This is a genomic window from Streptomyces laculatispora (genome assembly GCF_017353455.1).
In the GTDB taxonomy this organism is placed as follows: domain Bacteria; phylum Actinomycetota; class Actinomycetes; order Streptomycetales; family Streptomycetaceae; genus Streptomyces; species Streptomyces laculatispora.
Genome location: NZ_JAFMPZ010000479.1, coordinates 1 through 16954, shown reverse-complemented (window position 1 = coordinate 16954; position 16954 = coordinate 1). Strand labels below are relative to the sequence as shown.

Genomic DNA, 16954 nt, shown 5'->3' with positions numbered 1-16954 from the left:
CTCGCTCCCACCGGTGGGCTCGGAGCCCACCGGTGGGAGCGAGGGAGAACGGGCATGCAGCTCAGGCGCAGGAAGCAGGCGGCGGCGGTCGCCGTGGCCGTGCTCGGCGGACTCCTCTCCGCGGGGGCCCCGGCCGCCTTCGCAGCCCCTCCGGTGCCCGGTACGCCCGCCGCCAGCACCCCCGACCGCGCGGACGACGGCGCCCTGCCCACCGTGTGGCCCCGGCCGCAGAGCATCAAGGCGTCCGGCTCCTCGGTCCCCCTCTCCGGCGAGGTCACGCTCGTCGCCGACGCGCAGGCCGACCCGTACGCCGTCGCCGCGCTCCGCCAGGTCCTGCGCGACGCGGGTGTGCGGACCGTCCACGAAGCCCTGCCGGGCCGCGGACCCGTCATCCGGCTCGGCGGCGACGGGGCCCTGGACGCGCTGAGCACGTTGCGCGCGCCCGACCGCGCCGATCTGCCCGTCGGCGGCTACCGCATCGCGGCCGGCCCGGTCGCGGGCCGCGACACCGTCGCCGTGGACGGCCTGGGCGACGACGGGCTGTTCCACGCGGTGCAGACCCTGCGTCAGCTGATCCGGGGCGGCACCGTCGCGGGCGTCACCGTCCGGGACTGGCCGTCCAGTGCCGTGCGCGGGATGACCGAGGGGTTCTACGGGCAGCCCTGGACCCAGGAGGAACGGCTCTCCCAGCTCGGCTTCATGGGGCGCACGAAGCAGAACCGGTATCTGTACGCGGCGGGCGACGACCCCTACCGGCAGGCCCGCTGGCGCGACCCGTACCCCGCCGAGCGCCGTGCCGACTTCCGCGCGCTGGCCGAGCGGGCCGCCGCCGAGCACGTGACGCTCGGCTGGGCCGTGGCGCCCGGCCAGTCGATGTGCCTGTCCTCGGACCGCGATGTGAAGGCGCTGACGAAGAAGATCGACGCGATGTGGGCGCTGGGGGTGCGGGTCTTCCAGGTGCAGTTCCAGGACGTCAGCTACAGCGAATGGCACTGCTCGGCCGATTCCGACACCTTCGGTGACGGTCCGCGGGCGGCGGCCAGGGCGCAGGCCCGCGTCGTGAGCCGGGTGGCCCAGCACCTCGCGGACCGCCACCCGGGTTCGCAGCCGCTGTCGATGATGCCGACGGAGTTCTACCAGGACGGGGCGACCGACTACCGCACGGCGCTCGCCAAGGAGCTCGACGACCGGGTGCAGGTCGCCTGGACCGGCGTCGGGGTCGTGCCGAGGACCATCACCGGCGGCGAACTGGCCGGTGCGCGCGCCACGTTCGGCCATTCGCTGATCACGATGGACAACTACCCGGTCAACGACTACGCGCAGGACCGGATCTTCCTCGGTCCGTACACCGGCCGCGATCCGGCGGTCGCCATCGGTTCGGCGGCGCTGCTGGCCAATGCGATGGAGCAGCCGTCCGCCTCCCGGATCCCGCTGTTCACCGCCGCCGACTTCGCCTGGAACCCGAGGGGGTACCAGCCGCAGGAGTCCTGGCAGGCGGCCATCGACGACCTCGCGGGCCAGGACACCGGCAGCCGGGACGCGCTGCGCGCCCTGGCCGGGAACAGTGCGGCCTCCGTGCTGGGCGGTGACGAATCGGCGTATCTGCAACCGCTGTTCGCCTCGTTCTGGAAGTCCCGCGCCGGGACGGACGCCGCGGCGCGGGACAAGGCGGCGGGTCGGCTGCGGTCCGCGTTCACCGTGATGCGCGAGACCCCGCAGCGGCTGGCCGGACTGGCCGACGGGCGGCTCGATGACGAAGTGCGCCCGTGGACGGAGCAGTTGTCCCGGTACGGCAGGGCGGGTGAGCTGGCCGTCGATCTGCTCCAGGCCCAGGCGCGCGGCGACGGGGCGGCCGCCTGGCAGGCGTCGCTGGCCCTGGAGCCGGTGAGCAGGGCCGCGAAGGCGAGCGGCGCGACGGTCGGCAAGGGCGTGCTCGGCCCGTTCCTGGACCGGGCGCGCAAGGAGGCCGACGCCTGGACCGGGACGGACCGCGACAACGGCACGGTGACCGAGGCCCAGGGCAGCTATACGGTGCGGCTGAGCCGGACCCGTCCGCTGGAGGCGGTCACCGCGACCGCCGTGCCGGGCGGCGGCGCCGCCGCGGCCGAGGCGACGGTCCAGGCCCATGTGCCCGGTGAGGGCTGGCACAGCCTCGGCGCCCTGTCGGCCAGCGGCTGGACCCAGACGCGGGGGCAGGGCCTGCGGGCCGACGCGGTCCGGATCAGCTGGCCGACCGCCACCCCGTCGGTCACCGGTGCACCGCCCCTGATCATCCCGCCGCTCTCGGGCGCGGCCCCGTCCGCCGGAACGGCGCCCCGGGTGCGCTCACTGGTGCCGTGGTTCGGCGACGAGCCCGCCGCCCGGCTCGATCTCGCACACGGGGAGACGGACGCCGAGATCGGCGGCGAGCCGCAGCGGGTCGAGGCACGGCTCTCCGCCGGCCGTCCGGCCGAGGTGCGGGGCGCGCTCACCGCGAAGGCCCCCAAGGGCATCAAGGTGCGGGTGCCCAAGCAGACGACCGTCCAGCGCGGGTCCCGCACCGACGTTCCGGTGGAGATCACCGTCCCTGCGGACACCCCGGCGGGCGAGTACGAGGTGCCGTTCTCCTTCGGCGCCGAGGAGACCACCCTGACCGTCCGGGCCTTCCCGCGCACCGCGGGCGCCGATCTGCTGCGCACGGCCACCGCCTCCTCGTCGGGCGACGAGACGGCGGACTTCCCCGCGGCCGCCGCGTCGGACGGCGACCCGGAGACGCGCTGGTCCTCACCGGCCGAGGACGGCGCCTGGTGGCAGGCCGAACTGCCCGCCCCGGTCCGGCTCGGACAGGTGGTGCTGGACTGGCAGGACGCGTACGCCTCCCGTTACCGCGTGCAGGTCTCCGCGGACGGCCGCACCTGGCGCACGGCGGCCACTGTCCGGGACGGCAGGGGCGGGCACGAGTCGGTCCGGATGGACGCGAAGGACACCCGGTTCATCCGGGTCCAGGGCGACGGCCGGGCCACCGAGTACGGCTACTCGCTCTGGTCGGTCCAGGCGTACGCCGTGGCGGAGTAGCGGCACCGGCCTCGAAGCAAACCTCCCTCAAAGGTACGAAGTTCACCTCTTCGCGCCCTCTCGCAGAGCCTTTCGCGCTCCACTATTAACTCAGTACATATACCGAGTATATAGTCGCCGCCATGAGCATCCGCCACGTCCTCCTCGGGCTGCTTGCCAGGGGTTCCAGCCATGGCTACGAACTGAAACGGCGCTACGACGCACTCTTCCCGCAGGCCCGCCCGCTGGCGTACGCGCAGGTCTACACGACCCTGCAGCGCCTGGTGCGGGACGGTCTGGCAGCGGTCGAAGGCACCGATTCCGACGGCGGCCCCGAGCGCACCCTCTACCGCCCCACGGACGAGGGCGCACGCGAACTCGCCCAATGGGCCGGCGAGACCGCGCCGCCCGCGCCCTTCGTGACGAACGAGATCTTCGCCAAGGTCGTCACCTCGATCCTCGTCGCGGCGGCCGCCGGCGGTGACCGCACGGCGGACGCGGCCAGGTACCTCCAGGCCCAGCGCGCCGCGCACATGGTGCGCATGCACGAACTGACCGAGCTCAAGACCACGCCCGGGGCCGATCTCAGCACGGTCCTCTCAGCCGACTACGCCCTGAATCATCTGGACGCCGACGTGCGGTGGATGGCCACCACGGCGACCCGCCTCACGAGCCTGACCACGGAGGTCTTCACAGGATGAGTACGCAAGCCGATCAGCCCGCCCCGGCGCCACTGATCACCGCCACCGGCCTGACGAAACGGTACGGGCGCTCGGAGGCGCTGCGCGGCGCTTCGGTGGACCTCCACGCCGGCGAGATCCTCGCCGTCACCGGTGCCAGCGGCAGCGGGAAGTCCACGCTGCTCCACTGCCTCGCGGGAATCGTCCGCCCCGACGAGGGTGCGGTCGCCTACGGCTCCGAGCGGCTCGACCGGCTGCCCGAGGCGCGCCTCAGCGAGCTGCGGCGTACCGACTTCGGCGTGGTGTTCCAGTTCGGGCAGCTGATTCCCGAGCTCACCGTGCTCGACAACGTGGCCCTGCCCCTCCTGCTCGCGGGGTCCGCCCGCGCCGAGGCGCAGCAGCGCGCGGACGCCTGGCTGGAACGCTTCGGCGTGCGGGGACAGGCCGAGATGCGGCCCGGCGAGCTGAGCGGCGGACAGAGCCAGCGGGCCGCACTGGCCAGGGCGTTGATCACCGAGCCGAAGGCCGTCTTCGCGGACGAGCCGACCGGCGCCCTCGACTCCCTCGCCGGCGAACAGGTGATGACCGCTCTGGTGCACGCCTGCCGCGAGTCCGGCACCGCGGTACTGCTCATCACGCACGACGCGCAGATCGCGGCGTACGCGGACCGGGAGGTGTGGCTGCGCGACGGCGCCGTCCACTGCGGCGCGACGCGGTTCACCGTCCAGGAGGCCACCCGCCATGAGGTCTGACGCGCGTATCGCCTGGATCCTGACCCGCGGTTCGGACCGCCGTGAGTGGTGGCGGATCGCGCTCACCGCGACGGGCGCCCTGCTCGCCACGGGCCTCGCTCTCGCGGCGGTCACGGTGAGCGCCGTCTCGGGGCAGACGTCCGTCCCGTTCGGAAACGGCCTGCTGAACCGGCCCGGCGAGCGCACCGGTGTGGTGGCGACGCTCCTGCTCCTGCTCGTCCCCGTGTTCGGCTTCCTGGGCCAGTGTGCCCGGATCGGCGCCGTCCACCGCGACCGGCGGATGGCGGGGCTGCGGCTCGCCGGGGCGTCACCCCGGCAGGTGCGGCGCATCGCCGCCCTGGAGTCCGCGCCGGCGTGCCTGGTGGGTGCGGTCGGCGGCTTCGCCGTGTTCGCCGCGGTCCTCGCCGGCTCGGGCCGTACGCCCGCGCCGACGGTCTGGCCGGCCTGCGTGGCGGTCGTGCTCGGCGTGCCGGCGGTCGCCGCGCTGGTGAGTGCGTTCGCGCTGCGCCGGGTGATCGCCTCACCGCTCGGCCTGGTGCGCCGGGTACGGCCGGAGCACGGCCGCCGGACGACGCTCGCGCTCCTGCTTCCGGGGATCGCGGTCGCCGCGGCGGCCCTCCTCGTCCGGACCGGGGAGGGCGGTTCCGGCGCCACGCCGTTCGCGCTGCTGGTGATCTCCCTGGTGCTCCTCGCCTCGGTGGGCGCGCTCTGGGCGGCCGGGGCCTCGGCCGCCTTCCTGGGCCGGCGCCTGACGGCCGGCGCGCGGAGCCCTGCGGTGCTGATCGCCGCGGGCCGCCTCCGGGACGACCCGTGGGCCGCCGCGCGTACCCACTCCGCGCTGCTGCTGGTGACCGTCGTCGGAACGGGCTTCGTGGGGGTACGGGAGGTCATGCTCGCCGATCTGCGCGCGCGGGGCGGCCACACGCCGGCGGACCTCGACTTCTACACCACCGGTCTCGACCTCACCGGGGCAGCCGTCCTGGTGGCCCTGGCCATCGGCCTCTGCGGCCTCGCCGTGGGCGCCGCGGAGTCCCTCGCCACCCGCCGCAGGGGGCTCGCCGCGCAGGCCGCGGCCGGAGTGCCGCACGCGGTGCTGGCCAGGACCCTGCTCCTGGAGACCGCGCTCCCCCTGGCCCCCGCGATGCTGCTGGCGGGCATCGGCGGCATGGCGGTGCACCTCGCGTACGCCACGGTCGTCACCCCGGGCGCCTTCCCGTCGATGCTCCCCCTCCTCGTACCCGTGGGGGTGTACGCCGCCTGCCTGCTGGCCGCCGCGACGTCGCTGCCGCTGCTGCGGCGCGTGGCGCGTCCCGCGGAGCTGCGGTTCACGTAGGGCCGCGCGGCGCTCCGCCCAGCGGCGCTCCCGGGCCACGAAGGCCAGAGGGCTCAGGCGGAGATGCCATCGATCCGGGCCATCGCGTCGTCCGCCCCGAACGGTTGCAGATAGGGCAGCCAGCGGGGGTCGCGGTGGCCCGTGCCGATGATCCGCCAGGCGAGTCCGGTCGGCGGGGCGGGCGGCTGGTGCAGCCGCCAGCCGAGCTCGGGCAGATGCCGGTCGGCCTTGACGTGGTTGCAGCGGCGGCAGGCCGCCACCACGTTCTCCCAGGCGTGCTGTCCGCCGCGGCTGCGCGGAATGACGTGGTCGACGCTGGTCGCCGCGGCGCCGCAGTACATGCAGCGCCCGCCGTCCCTGGCGAAGAGCGCCCGGCGGGTCAGGGGGACGGGCCCCCGGTAGGGGACGCGCACGAACCGCTTCAGGCGGACGACGCTGGGTGCCGGGACGGCACGGGTGGCGCTGTGCATGAAGGCGCCGGACTCCTCGAGGCAAATGGCCTTGTTCTCGAGGACGAGGACGAGCGCGCGGCGGAGCGGTACGACGCCGAGCGGCTCGTACGACGCGTTGAGAACCAGGACATGCGGCACGGTTGATGCCTCCTTGTACGCCGGCGGCGCGTGGCTCGCGCCGGGACGATCCGATCTCAGTCTCCCCTCCGGCCTGGTAGAAGCGCCACCACGTCCGGGTAACGGGCCGGAAGGATTTTCCCTCCGGCCCGTACCGCCCGTACGGCGGGAACGGGCCGGAACAGGCGGTTCAGGGGACCCCGCGGCCACCGCCGCGCCCGATGTGCGATCGGCCACACGCGGGGCTGCCTGCCGGGTCCCCTACCTGCTCCATATCCCCGGGTGAGACGTGTCTCTCCCCGCGATCACGGCAACGGAGCACGTCCGATGCCCCGTTAGTGTGGTTGGTCAGCGCTCGCCCAACCGGAGGTTTCACCGTGTCACTGTCCGCCCTGTTGGCCGCAGCCCAGTCACCCGAGCCGGGTGGCTCGCTGGACGAAGCCGCGAAGCAGGCGGGCAACGCCGCGGGATGGGTGGAGCAGAACTGGTCCACCTGGCTGAACACCGGTCTGCGGATCGTGCTCATCGCCGCCATCGCGATCGTGTTGCGCACCGCGGTCCGCCGTGCTTTGACCAAGCTCATCGAACGCATGAACCGCAGCGCCCAGGCGGTGGAGGGCACTGCTCTGGGCGGTCTGCTGGTCAACGCGGAGCGCCGCCGCCAGCGCTCGGAGGCGATCGGTTCGGTACTCCGTTCGGTGGCCTCGTTCCTGATCCTCGGCACCGCCGCCCTGATGATCCTGGGCGCGTTCCAGATCAATCTGGCCCCCCTGCTGGCCTCGGCCGGGGTCGCCGGGGTGGCGCTCGGCTTCGGTGCCCGCAACCTGGTCACCGACTTCCTCTCCGGTGTCTTCATGATCCTGGAGGACCAGTACGGCGTCGGCGACACCATCGACGCGGGCGTCGCCTCCGGCGAGGTCATCGAAGTCGGCCTGCGGGTCACCAAGCTGCGCGGCGACAACGGCGCGATCTGGTACGTCCGCAACGGCGAGGTGAAGCGGATCGGCAACCTCAGCCAGGGCTGGTCCACCGCGGGCGTCGATGTGCAGGTACGCCCCACGGAGGACCTCGAACAGGTCGGCACCGTCATCACCGAGGCCGCCCAGCAGATGGCCAAGGAGGACCCGTGGACCGAGCGCCTGTGGGGTCCGGTGGAGATCCTGGGCCTGGACACGGTGCTGCTGGACTCGATGACGGTCCGGGTGACCGCCAAGACGATGCCGGGCCAGGCCCTGGGCGTGGAGCGCGAGCTGCGCTGGCGGATCAAGCGCGCCTTCGACCAGGCGGGCATCCGCATGGTCGGCGGCATCCCGGCCCAGCCCGACGAGCCCTCGGCCGCCGACCCGACGGCCTCGATGGCCGCCCCCTCGGCGTACGCCTCGGCCACCTCGCCCCAGTCCCTGGCGGCGACCCCGATCGTGCAGCCCCCGAACATCTCCAAGTAGCACCCGGCCTGCGCCCCTCACCGGTTCCCGGCCGTCCTGCCGCCCTGCGATGAATCCGGGCCAACTCGGTTCGGCGGCGGCCCTGTTGGGAATGCACCCCCGCAGGGCAACCGCGGGACGCAGGGCTGCCACCCGCACCACCGGCCCCCGCCCAGGTAACGCTTTGGTTGCCACAGCCGTGCAGACCATTGACGCCCAGGTGACGCGCGCCCTACGGTCCTCTCACCGAATAGGAAACTTTCCTAACAGAGGGCAGGTGCAGTGATCATGGCCGGAACCACGCCGGGCACCCCCCGCGTTCTGCGGGCCATGAACGACCGGGCCGCCCTCGACCTGCTGCTGGAGCACGGACCCCTCTCGCGGACCAGGATCGGGAAGCTGACGGGCCTCTCGAAGCCCACCGCCTCCCAGCTGCTGGCCCGGCTGGAGGCGGCCGGTCTGGTCGTCGCCACCGGGACCGCGGCCGGGCGGCCGGGGCCCAACGCACAGCTGTACGCCGTCAACGCCTCGGCCGCCCATGTGGCGGGGCTCGATGTGAACGCCCAGCGGATCGTCGCCGCCGTCGCCGATGTGACGGGTGAGACGGTCGGGGAGTTCGAGCTGCCGACCCCGGGCCGGCGCGCCGACAGTGTGGTGCGGCAGGTGGCGGACGCGCTGGACGGGGCGGTCAAGGACGCCGGGCTGACCCGCTCCGACGTGCACCGGCTCGTGATCGGCACGCCGGGCGCCTTCGACCCGGGCACGGGCAGGCTGCGGTACGCCTCGCACCTGCCCGGCTGGCACTCCCCGACCCTGCTGGACGAGCTGGCCGCCTTCCTGCCGATGCCGGTCGAGTACGAGAACGACGTGAACCTCGTCGCGGTGGCCGAACAACGGCTCGGCGCGGCCCGGGGGCACGAGGACTTCGTACTGCTGTGGAACGAGGAGGGGCTCGGCGCCGCCCTCGTCATCAACGGCCGGCTGCACCGGGGCTTCACCGGCGGCGCCGGTGAGGTCGGGTTCCTGCCGGTGCCGGGCGCGCCACTGGTCCGGCAGGTCACCAAGGCCAACTCGGGCGGCTTCCAGGAACTGGCCGGCGCGCAGGTGCTCGCCAGGCTGGCCCGTGAGGTGGGCATCGACGACGCGGCGGTCCGCGGTCCGGGCACCCACCACGAGGTCGCCGCCGGTCTGGTGGGCCAGGCGGCCGAGTCCGTGGAGCGGGGCGAGGGCGGGCCGTACGGCCGGCTGCTCGATCTGTTCGCCACCGGTCTGGCGACCGGCCTCGCCTCCATGCTCGCCGTTCTCGACCCCGAGGTCGTCGTGCTGTCGGGAGAACTGATCTCGCGCGGCGGGGAACCGCTGCGCAGCCGGGTGGCGGCCGAGCTCGCCGAGCTCGCGGCGTCCCGGCCCCGGCTGATCGCCGGTGAGGTGACCCACCGGCCCGTACTGCGCGGCGCGCTGGAGAGCGCGCTCGCCACCACCCGCGACGAAGTGTTCGACACCTCGCGCTGAACCCCTGCGCCATCCCCTGACGTACACCGCCTTCCCTTCCCTGTCCCAACCCTTCATCGGGAGACACCACCATGTCCGGAAACCGCCGGAAGCCGGCCGTCGCACTCGCCGCGACCGCCGCGATAGCCCTGTTCGCCTCCGCCTGTACCGGGCAGAGCAGCGCCGGTGCCAAGGATGATGCGTCCAAGGAGACGACCATCAACTTCTGGCACGGCTGGAGTGCCCCGAACGAGGTCAAGGGAATTCAGGACACGGTCGACGCCTTCGAGAAGGCGCACCCCAACATCCATGTGAAGGTCGTCGGCAACATGACCGACGACAAGATCAACCAGGCGCTCCGCGCGGGCGGTTCCAAGGCTCCGGACGTCGTCTCGTCGTTCACCACGAACAACGTGGGCAAGTTCTGCAAGTCGAAGGCCTTCGTCGACCTCAACCCGTTCCTGAAGAAGGACGGGATCGACGCGGACGCGACCTTCCCGAAGGCGATGAACGAGTACACCCAGTTCGAGGGCGTGCGCTGCACGGTGCCGCTGCTCGGTGACGCGTACGGCCTCTACTACAACAAGGACGCGTTCAAGGCGGCCGGCATCACCAGCCCGCCCAAGACCTGGTCCGAGCTGGCCGCCGACGCGAAGACACTGACGAAGCCGAAGGGCGACTCGTACGAGCAGCTCGGCTTCATGCCGAACTACCACGGCTACGAGACGACCACCGAGCACTACCTCGGTGGCTGGGACCCGTCGTACTTCGACGCGGACGGCAAGTCGAACATCGCCAAGGACCCGGCCTTCGCCGCCATGCTCACCAACCAGAAGAAGCTGGTCGACTCGCTGGGCGGCTATCAGAAGCTGGAGAAGTTCCGTACCGGCTTCGGTGACGAGTGGGGCGCCAAGCACCCGTTCCACACCGGCCAGGTGGCCATGCAGCTGGACGGCGAATGGCGGCTCGGCATGGCCGAGGAGACCAAGCCGGACTTCGAGATCGGCGTCGCCCCGATGCCCGTCGCGGACGACCAGGCCGACACCTACGGCAAGGGCTATCTGACCGGGACCATCGCCGGTATCGCCGCCACCTCGTCCAAGCAGAACGCCGCCTGGGAGCTGGTGAAGTTCATGACCACCGACACCGACGCGGTGGTGAACTTCGCCAACGCCATTCACAACGTGCCGTCCACGCTGGCCGCGCTGAAGTCGCCGAAGCTGAAGTACGACCCGCGCTTCAAGACCTTCCTGGACATCGCCGCCGACCCGAAGAGCACCACCACCCCGCCCTCGGTGAACGGCGGCGCGTACCTGGTGTCCCTGCAGAACCTCGGTTTCGACATCGAGAAGGGCAACCAGAAGGACATCAAGGCGGGTCTGGAAAAGACCGCCGAGGAAATCGACGCCGCGATCGCACAGGCGAAGTAGCACCACGATGAGCACCTACACACTCCGTTCGAAGCGCCGCCGTTCGGCGCTTCGGACGGCGGCCTTCATGTCGCCGTGGCTGATCGGGTTCTGCGTCTTCTTCGCCTACCCGCTGATCTCCACGCTCTATTTCTCCTTCACCAGCTACGACGGTTTCTCGGCACCGGAGTTCAGCGGGCTGAAGAACTGGTCGTTCGTCTTCAACGAGTACCCGCTGTTCTGGCCCGCCCTGCGCAACACGCTGTGGCTGGTCCTGGTCATGGTGACCTGCCGGGTGGTGTTCGGACTCGGCATCGGCATGCTGATCACCAAGATCAAGACGGGCACCGGAGTCTTCCGGACGCTCTTCTACCTGCCGTACCTCGCGCCGCCGGTCGCCGCCACGCTGGGCTTCGTCTTCCTGCTCAACCCGGGCACCGGACCGGTCAACTCGATCCTCGGCGAGCTCGGGCTGCCGACCCCGGGCTGGTTCACCGACGCAGCCTGGTCCAAGCCCGCGCTGACCGCGCTCGCGGTCTGGGGGGTGGGCGACCTGATGGTGATCTTCATGGCCGCGCTCCTGGACGTCCCCAAGGAGCAGTACGAGGCGGCGGAGCTGGACGGGGCGTCCTCGTACCAGCGGTTCCGCTTCGTCACGCTGCCGAACATCTCGCCGATCATCATGTTCGCCGTGGTCACCGGCATCATCCAGACGATGCAGTACTACACCCAGCCACTGGTGGCGGGGAAGGTCGCCTCGGGCGTCATGGGCGGCTCCGGGCAGCAGTTCGAACCGGGCTATCCCGACAAGTCGACACTGACGCTTCCGCAGCTCGTCTACAACCTCGGTTTCCAGCGCTTCGACTACGGCTCCGCCTGTGTGGTCGCGCTCGTTCTCTTCGTCCTCGCCATGGCGTTCACCGCACTGCTGATGCGGCGCCGCAGCGGACTGATCCAGGCAGGTGAGTGACGTGGCGCAGGTTCTCGACACCCCGAAGGCCGACGGCCCGGTGAGTGACCCCGTCACCCCGGCCGAGCGCGTCGCGCGCCGCAAGGCGCTGCTGCACTGGATCGGTGTGCACTCGCTCGGTGTCGCGGCCGCACTCTTCTTCGTGCTGCCGTTCGTCTTCCTCTTCCTCACCTCGCTGATGAGCGACCAGCAGGCACTGACCCGTGACCTGTGGCCGCACCCCTTCGAGTGGAGCAACTACAAGGAGGTGTTCAACACCCCGGGCTTTCTGACCTGGTGGAAGAACACCCTGCTGTACGCGGGCCTGGGCACCGTCCTCACGGTGGTGTCCTCGCTGCCCGTGGCGTACGCGCTCGCCAAGTTCCGCTTCCGCGGCCGGCACCTGTCGCTGATGCTCGTCATCTCGATGATGATGCTGCCGCCGCAGGTCGTCGTCATCCCGATGTACCTGTTCTGGGCCAAGCAGCTGGACATGTCCGGCACGCTCTGGCCGCTGATCATCCCGATGGCGTTCGGCGACGCGTTCTCCATCTTCCTGCTGCGGCAGTTCCTGCTGACCATTCCGAACGAGTACCTCGACGCGGCGAAGGTCGATGGCTGCGGCGAGTTCCGCACCCTGCTCCGCGTCGTGATCCCGATGGCCAAGCCGGGCATCGCCGCCGTTGCCCTCTTCCAGTTCTTCTACGCCTGGAACGACTACTTCGGACCGCAGATCTACGCCTCCGAGAACCCGGCTGCCTGGACGCTGAGTTATGGACTGGAGTCCTTCAAGGGCGCACACCACACCGACTGGAATCTGACCATGGCCGCGACCGTTCTGGTCATGGCCCCTGTGATCGTCGTCTTCTTCTTCGCACAGAAGGCTTTTGTCGAAGGCGTCACACTGACCGGAGTAAAGGGCTGATTCATGAAGCTCGCAGTAGTGGGTGGCGGGTCCACCTACACACCTGAACTGATCGACGGTTTCGCACGGCTGCGGGACACCCTGCCGGTCGAGGAGCTGGTGCTCGTCGACCCGGCGGCCGACCGGCTCGAACTCGTCGGGGGCCTCGCGCGGCGGATCTTCGCCAAGCAGGGCCACCCGGGGCGGATCGTCACCACCTCGGACATCGACGCGGGCGTGGCCGACGCCGACGCGGTGCTCCTCCAGCTCCGCGTCGGCGGCCAGGCCGCCCGTGGCAAGGACGAGACCTGGCCGCTGGAGTGCGGCTGCATCGGCCAGGAGACCACCGGCGCCGGCGGCCTCGCCAAGGCGCTGCGCACCGTCCCGGTCGTCCTGGACATCGCGGAGCGGGTCCGGCGCACCAACCCGAACGCGTGGATCATCGACTTCACCAACCCCGTCGGCATCGTGACCCGGGCGCTGCTCCAGGCCGGTCACAAGGCCGTCGGCCTGTGCAACGTGGCGATCGGCTTCCAGCGCAAGTTCGCCCGGCTGCTCGATGTGACCCCCGGTGAGGTGCATCTCGACCATGTCGGGCTGAACCACCTGACCTGGGAGCTCGGGGTGCGCCTCGGCGGCCCCGAGGGCGAGAACGTGCTGCCGCGGCTGATCGCCGAGCACGGCGACGCGATCGCGGACGACCTGCACATGCCGCGGGCGGTCGTGGACCGCCTCGGCGTCGTCCCCTCGTACTACCTGCGCTACTTCTACGCGCACGACGAGGTCGTGCGGGAGCTCGGCACCAAGCCCTCGCGGGCGGCCGAGGTCGCCGCGATGGAGAAGGAACTGCTCGCCATGTACGGCGACCCGGCGCTGGACGAGAAGCCCGCGCTGCTCGCCAAGCGCGGCGGGGCCTTCTACTCGGAGGCGGCCGTGGACCTGGCGGCCTCCCTGCTGGGCGGCGGCGGCTCCACGCACCAGGTGGTCAACACGTACAACAACGGGACGCTGCCGTTCCTGCCGGACGACGCGGTGATCGAGGTGCAGGCGAAGGTCGACGGGACGGGTGCGACGCCGCTCGCCGTGCCGGAGCTCGACCCGCTCTACGCCGGACTGATCGGCAATGTGACGGCGTACGAGGACCTCGCGCTGGAGGCCGCGCTGCGCGGTGGCCGCGACCGGGTGTTCAAGGCCCTGCTCGCGCACCCCCTGATCGGCCAGTTCGAGTACGCCGAGGCGCTCACCGACAAGCTGATCGCGCACAACCGGGAGCACCTCCCGTGGGCGTGAACAGTTCGGTCCTCGCGATCGATGCGGGGAACAGCAAGACCGATGTGGCACTGATCGGCGCGGACGGCACCGTGCTGTCCACGGCCCGCGGCGGCGGCTTCCAGCCGCCCGTGGTCGGCATCGGCACCGCCGTGGACGCGCTCGGCGCCACGGTGCAGCGGGCACTGAGCACGGCCGGCGTGGGGGTGGAGAGCGTCGCCCATGTGTCGGCCTGTCTCGCCAACGCCGATCTGCCCGTCGAGGAGGAGCAGCTGACCGAGGCCCTGGGTGCCCGCGGCTGGGGCCGCACGGTGGAGGTGCGCAACGACACCTTCGCGATCCTGCGGGCCGGGGTCGACGAGCCGCGCGGCGTGGCCGTCGTGTGCGGCGCGGGGATCAACTGCGTCGGCATGGTGCCGGACGGGCGCACCGCGCGCTTCCCGGCCATAGGCCGGATATCCGGTGACTGGGGCGGTGGTTCGGGGCTGGCCGAGGAGGCGATGTGGTTCGCCTCGCGGGCGGAGGACGGCCGCGGTGAGCCGACCGAGCTGGCCCGTACGCTGCCCGGCCACTTCGGGCTCGACTCGATGTACGCGCTGATAGAGGCGCTGCATCTGGGCCGGATCGAGTCGGAACGGCGGCACGAGCTGACGCCGGTGCTCTTCGCGACCGGCGCGGCCGGCGACCCGGTGGCGCGCGGCCTGGTGGACCGGCTGGCGGAGGAGGTCGTGGCCATGGCCGCGGTCGCGCTGTCCCGCCTCGGTCTGCTCGGCGAGCAGGCTCCGGTGGTGCTGGGCGGCAGTGTCCTGGCGGCGCGGCACCCGCAGCTGGACGACCGGATCGCCGAACTCCTCGCGGTACGGGCCCCGAAGGCGGTGGTCCGGGTGGTGAAGGAGTCCCCGGTGCTGGGCGCCGGGCTGCTGGGCCTGGACCACACGGGTGCCGCGCCCGAGGTGCACAGCAGGCTGCGGGCGCAGTACGCCTGACATTCTGTGACATCAGCGGGTATCAGGGGCGTGCCGTAGCCTTCGTGCTGCGGCACGCCCCTTCCGTAAGGGAACCGATCAGCCGCCCCGGACGTGTTCCTGGTGGGGGAGATCGGTTCAACTTCGGGGGACTGCGCCGTCGATCGCCTTGATCGATGGCGCCGGCCTTGATCGAATGCTGTTGACTGCGGTTGATCGTGTTCATGGACCGGTGCGGGATCCAGGCGTTCGTTGTGTGGATGCCGGTCCCTGCGGCCATACTTCTGGCCGGGTACCAGTCCCCCGATCGGCCGGGGGGCGGGCCACCGTCAGTGACCGAGGGGGAGGTCAAGTGACATACCCGCCGAATGTGCGCCCGGCGCCGCCGCAACGTGCGCCGGAGCAGCTGCCCGCGCCCGTACCCGTGCCGTCGCAGCGCAGTGGCCGCACGGTGGTGACCGACCGGCTTCGTGCCGCGGCGACCACCGAACCGGGCCGGCTCCAGATCATCGGGGCCGTACTGGCCCTGCTCGTCGTCGCGTTCGGGGCCGTGACGGCGTTCGAGATCTCCGACCGGGCGGCCTCCGCCGACGACGTGGTCAGGCGCAGCCAGCCGCTCAGCGCGGACGCGGCGGACATCTACCGCTCCCTGGCCGACGCCGACGCCGCGGCGGCGAGCGGCTTCCTGGCCGGTCCGCAGGAACCGCGCGCGGTCCACGACCAGTACGTGGCGGACATCGAGGAGGCCTCCCGGCTGCTGGTGAAGGCCGCGGCCAACACGGACGCCTCGACGAAGTCCGGCCACGAGATCACCACGCTCAACGAGGAACTCCCGCGCTACACCGGGCTGATCGAGCGCGCCCGCGCGAGCAACCGGCAGGGGCTGCCGCTGGGCGGCGCCTATCTCCGGTACGCGAACCAGAAGATGGCGAACGACATGCTCCCGGCCGCCGAGCGGCTGTACACGGCGGAGACCGGCCGGCTCGGCCAGGACTACGACTCCGCACGCACCTGGCCGTTCTTCTCGCTCGGCATCGGTGTGATCGCGCTGGCCGTGCTGTTCTGGGCCCAGCGGCGCAACTTCCGCCGCACGAACCGGGTGCTCAACCACGGCCTGCTGGCCGCGACCGCCGCGTCGGTCGTGGTCCTGCTGTGGCTGGCGGTGGGCCATTCGGTGGCCCGCTCCGATCTGGCCGATGCCAATACCCGCGGGCAGCAGTCCCTGGATGTGCTCAACCGGGCGCGCATCGATTCGCTGAAGGCGCGCGCCAACGAGAACCTCACGGTCGTCGCCCGGGGTGCCGTGCTCACCGCGGACGGCAAGAACGACAAGTACGAGACCGACTACAGCACGGGCATGAAGGCACTCGTCGAAGAGCTGGGCAAGGCCGCGAAGCTCGCCGAGGACACCGGCGACACCGTGGGAAGCGAACCGGTGGCGAAGGCCATCGACGGGGTCACCGAGTGGCAGAGCCGCCACCGGACCGCCCGCAAGACCGACGACAGCGGCGACTACGACACCGCGCTGAAGCAGATCATCGGGTCCGGGGACTCGACCAAGGACTCGACCGGTGAGTCGTTCAACCGGGTGGACAAGGCGCTGCGGCAGGCGCTCGCCCATGAGCAGGACGAATTCACCCGGGCCGCCGAGGACGGGCGCGGCGCGCTGGGCGGTCTGCCGATCGGCGCGGCGGCCCTCGCCGTACTGGGCGCGGTAGCCGCGATCGTCGGGGTCAACCGCAGGCTCTCGGAGTTCCGGTGACAGGGGAAGCGATGACAGGGAAGGACGAGCCCAGGACGGGGCCCGCGGGCCCGCTGCGCAGGCTGCGCGGCTGGGGCGGTGTGACCGCCATGGCCGCGGCCTGCGCGGTGACGGCATCACTGACCCTGCTGCCGCTCTCCCACAGCGGCCAGGACGCCTTCAGCGACGAGGTCGCGGGGCCGGGCGCGGCACGGGGCGTACAGACGCGGGCCGACGACTGCACCGATCCGGACGCCAGCCTGGAGCCCTCCGTCGCGGGCGGCAAGACCATCGGCCGCATCAAGGCGCGCGGAAAGCTGATCGCGGGTGTCGACCAGAACAGCTTCCAGTGGGGCTACCGCAATCCGGAGTCCCGGGATCTCGAAGGCTTCGACATCGATCTGGTGCGGGCCATCGCCCAGGACATCCTGGGCG

13 protein-coding genes and 1 pseudogene are annotated in these 16954 nt (G+C 71.6%); 13 read left to right on the top strand and 1 reads right to left on the bottom strand.

Going from position 1 to position 16954, the window contains the following annotated elements:
- The first annotated feature begins 54 nt into the window (after window positions 1–54).
- The 4 genes from J1C73_RS23895 (at window position 55) to J1C73_RS23880 (ending at window position 5798) form a co-directional block, all read left to right on the top strand.
- Complete coding sequence (locus J1C73_RS23895; protein WP_207318225.1) at window positions 55–3054, top strand: glycoside hydrolase family 84 protein; 3000 nt, start codon at window positions 55–57, stop codon at window positions 3052–3054.
- A gap of 122 nt (window positions 3055–3176) precedes the next feature.
- A complete protein-coding gene (locus J1C73_RS23890; protein WP_207318224.1) occupies window positions 3177–3734 on the top strand; it encodes a PadR family transcriptional regulator in 558 nt (185 codons plus the stop codon).
- Window positions 3731–4465 carry an ABC transporter ATP-binding protein gene (locus J1C73_RS23885; protein WP_123471104.1) on the top strand — a complete coding sequence of 245 codons (735 nt, stop codon included), beginning with the start codon at window positions 3731–3733 and terminating at the stop codon, window positions 4463–4465. The genes J1C73_RS23890 and J1C73_RS23885 overlap by 4 nt, the downstream gene beginning before the upstream one ends.
- Window positions 4455–5798, top strand: coding sequence for an FtsX-like permease family protein (locus J1C73_RS23880; RefSeq protein ID WP_207318223.1), 1344 nt, complete (start codon window positions 4455–4457; stop codon window positions 5796–5798). The genes J1C73_RS23885 and J1C73_RS23880 overlap by 11 nt, the downstream gene beginning before the upstream one ends.
- A gap of 53 nt (window positions 5799–5851) precedes the next feature.
- Here the strand turns inward: J1C73_RS23880 and J1C73_RS23875 are convergent, their stop codons facing one another.
- The gene (locus tag J1C73_RS23875; protein WP_123471109.1) at window positions 5852–6388 is read right to left on the bottom strand and encodes an HNH endonuclease; all 537 of its coding nucleotides are present in this window, start codon (window positions 6386–6388) and stop codon (window positions 5852–5854) included.
- A gap of 356 nt (window positions 6389–6744) precedes the next feature.
- Here J1C73_RS23875 and J1C73_RS23870 point away from each other — a divergent pair, with 356 nt between their 5' ends.
- The 9 genes and pseudogenes from J1C73_RS23870 to J1C73_RS23830 form a co-directional block, all read left to right on the top strand.
- A complete protein-coding gene (locus tag J1C73_RS23870; protein ID WP_207318222.1) occupies window positions 6745–7812 on the top strand; it encodes a mechanosensitive ion channel family protein in 1068 nt (355 codons plus the stop codon).
- Between the two features lie 267 nt (window positions 7813–8079).
- Window positions 8080–9303, top strand: coding sequence for an ROK family transcriptional regulator (locus J1C73_RS23865; protein WP_207318221.1), 1224 nt, complete (start codon window positions 8080–8082; stop codon window positions 9301–9303).
- Window positions 9304–9374: 71 nt separating this feature from the next.
- Complete coding sequence (locus J1C73_RS23860; RefSeq protein WP_207318220.1) at window positions 9375–10712, top strand: ABC transporter substrate-binding protein; 1338 nt, start codon at window positions 9375–9377, stop codon at window positions 10710–10712.
- Between the two features lie 7 nt (window positions 10713–10719).
- On the top strand, window positions 10720–11661 hold the full coding sequence (locus J1C73_RS23855) for a carbohydrate ABC transporter permease (protein ID WP_123471115.1): 942 nt from the start codon (window positions 10720–10722) through the stop codon (window positions 11659–11661).
- A gap of 1 nt (window position 11662) precedes the next feature.
- Window positions 11663–12565, top strand: a complete 903-nt coding sequence (locus tag J1C73_RS23850) for a carbohydrate ABC transporter permease (protein WP_207318219.1) — start codon at window positions 11663–11665, stop codon at window positions 12563–12565.
- A gap of 3 nt (window positions 12566–12568) precedes the next feature.
- Window positions 12569–13834: a 6-phospho-beta-glucosidase gene (locus tag J1C73_RS23845; protein WP_207318218.1), complete on the top strand. Its 1266-nt coding sequence runs from the start codon at window positions 12569–12571 to the stop codon at window positions 13832–13834.
- On the top strand, window positions 13825–14799 hold the full coding sequence (locus tag J1C73_RS23840) for an N-acetylglucosamine kinase (RefSeq protein WP_207318217.1): 975 nt from the start codon (window positions 13825–13827) through the stop codon (window positions 14797–14799). Before J1C73_RS23845 ends, J1C73_RS23840 begins: the two co-directional genes overlap by 10 nt.
- A 331-nt stretch (window positions 14800–15130) precedes the next feature.
- Window positions 15131–16540: a GlnX family signal transduction membrane protein gene (locus J1C73_RS23835; RefSeq protein WP_372446729.1), complete on the top strand. Its 1410-nt coding sequence runs from the start codon at window positions 15131–15133 to the stop codon at window positions 16538–16540.
- A gap of 11 nt (window positions 16541–16551) precedes the next feature.
- Window positions 16552–16954, top strand: a pseudogene (locus J1C73_RS23830) (sugar-binding protein); the annotation flags it as partial.